Source organism: Pseudogulbenkiania sp. FW507-F1 (genome assembly GCF_058781125.1).
Genome location: NZ_JBYSWM010000063.1, coordinates 1 through 2,113, shown reverse-complemented (window position 1 = coordinate 2,113; position 2,113 = coordinate 1). Strand labels below are relative to the sequence as shown.

General features: G+C 67.5%; 3 protein-coding genes. All 3 read left to right on the top strand.

All coding sequences use genetic code 11. The features are described 5' to 3' along the window. On the top strand, positions 1-1,083 hold a 1,083-nt coding region (locus AC3WG5_RS19185), incomplete at its 5' end, for a muconate/chloromuconate family cycloisomerase (RefSeq protein ID WP_492570328.1). A gap of 48 nt (positions 1,084-1,131) precedes the next feature. After that, positions 1,132-1,422 (top strand): muconolactone Delta-isomerase, encoded by a 291-nt coding sequence (gene catC / locus AC3WG5_RS19180; RefSeq protein WP_008955679.1) that lies wholly within the window; start codon positions 1,132-1,134, stop codon positions 1,420-1,422. Positions 1,423-1,532: 110 nt separating this feature from the next. Continuing rightward, a partial coding sequence (locus AC3WG5_RS19175) for a dioxygenase family protein (protein ID WP_492570325.1) occupies positions 1,533-2,113 on the top strand: 581 nt, incomplete at its 3' end.

The following is a 2,113-nucleotide window of genomic DNA, read 5'->3' as shown; positions in this document are numbered from 1 at the left end:
GTCGATGTGCCCACCATCCGCCCGCACAAGTTGTCGGTGGCCACCATGAACACCCAGACCCTGGTGCTGGTGCGCGTGCAGTGCGAAGACGGGATCGAGGGCTGGGGCGAGGCGACCACCATCGGCGGCCTGAACTACGGCGACGAGAGTCCCGAGAGCGTCAAGGTCAACATCGACACGCACATTGCCCCGCTGCTGATCGGTCAGGAGGCGCGCAACGTCGCCGCGACGATGGCGCGGGTGCGCAAGGTCATCCAGGGCAACCGCTTCGCCAAGTGCGCGCTGGAAACCGCGCTGCTGGACGCCCAGGCGCGCCGCCTCGGCATCCCGCTGTCCGAACTCTTGGGCGGCCGCCTGCGCGACGCGCTGCCGGTGGCCTGGACCCTGGCCAGCGGCGACACCGCCCGCGACATCGCCGAAGCCGAGAGCATGCTCGAGCAGCGCCGCCACCGCATCTTCAAGCTCAAGATCGGCCTGCGCCCGGTGGCCGACGACGTCAAGCACGTGCTCGCCATCAAGAAGGCGCTCGGCGACGCGGTGAGCGTACGCGTCGACGTCAACCAGGCCTGGAGCGAGCTCGACGCCGTCAACGGCATCGCCGCGCTGCAGGACGGCGGCGTCGACCTGATCGAACAGCCGGTGCGCGCCGAGAACCGCGCCGGGCTGGCCCGCCTGGCGCGCCAGTTCGCCGTGCCGGTGATGGCCGACGAGGCGCTGCACGGCCCGCTCAGCGCCTTCGAGTTCGCCAAGGACGCCGACGCCGACGTGTTCGCGGTCAAGATCGCCCAGTCTGGCGGCCTGATCCCGGCCAAGCAGGTGGCCGATATCGCCCAGCTCGCCGGCATCGGCCTGTACGGCGGCACCATGCTGGAAGGCGCGGTCGGCACCGCCGCCTCGGCCCACGTCTTCGCCACCTTCGGCGAGCTCGCCTTCGGCACCGAACTGTTCGGCCCGCTGCTCCTGACCGAGGAAATCCTCGTCGAGCCGCTGCAGTACCGGGATTTCATGCTGCAGGTGCCGACCGGACCGGGCCTGGGCATCCAGATCGACCGGGACAAGCTGGCCTTCTTGCGCCGGAAATAAATGACCCGCCGGGTTTCACCAAAAGATCAACAGGAAAGGATGGACGAGATGCTGTTCCACGTACGCATGGAAGTGAATCTGCCGCCCGCGATGCCGGCCGCCGAGGCCGCCGCACTGAAGCAAGTCGAGAAGGAACAGGCGCAGGCGCTGCAGCGCGCCGGCAAGTGGCGCCACCTGTGGCGCGTCGCCGGGCAGTACGCCAACGTCAGCCTGTTCGACGTCGAGAGCGTGGACGAACTGCACCAGCTGGTATCGACCCTGCCGCTGTTCCCGTACATGACGATCGAGGTCACGCCGCTGTGCCGCCACCCCTCGTCGATCCGCGACGACGACCGCTAAGCCCCGAACCCCCACCCATTCAGCCCGAGACAAGGCCGTGAAATGCGTTCGGCCGGTTGAACGGAATGCCACAACGCATTGGCACGACGATATAAATGAGGAGTAGAGACATGACACACGCAGAAATCGACGCCCTGGTAAAAAGCTTCCTGGTCGACACCGCCACCGGCGAAGTCAACCCGCGCGTGCAGCAGATCGCGGTGCGCCTGACCAGCGACCTGTTCAAGGCCATCGAAGACCTCGACCTCAGCCCGAGCGAAGTCTGGAAAGGCCTGGAGTACTTCGCCGAAGCCGGCGCCACCCACGAACTGGGGCTGCTGGCCGCCGGCCTGGGCCTGGAGCGCTTCGTCGACATCCGCATGGACGAGGCCGAAGCCAAAGCCGGCCTCACCGGCGGCACCCCGCGCACCATCGAAGGCCCGCTCTACGTCGCTGGCGCGCCGAAGTCGGAAGGCTTCGCGCGCATGGACGACGGCAGCGAGGTGGAGCAGGGCGAAGTGCTGTTCATGCAGGGCACCGTGTACGACGCCGACGGCAAGCCGCTGCCGGGCGCCCAGGTCGAAGCGTGGCATGCCAACCTGATGGGCAACTACTCGTTCTTCGACAAGAGCCAGTCGGACTTCAACCTGCGCCGCACCATCGTCACCGACGCCAACGGCCGCTACCAGTTCCGCAGCATCATGCCGATGGG

What these genes read in the sequence shown, in the direction of transcription:
- catC (WP_008955679.1), top strand. Translation starts at nt 1,132, where the DNA reads ATGCTGTTCCACGTACGCATGGAAGTGAATCTGCCGCCCGCGATGCCG.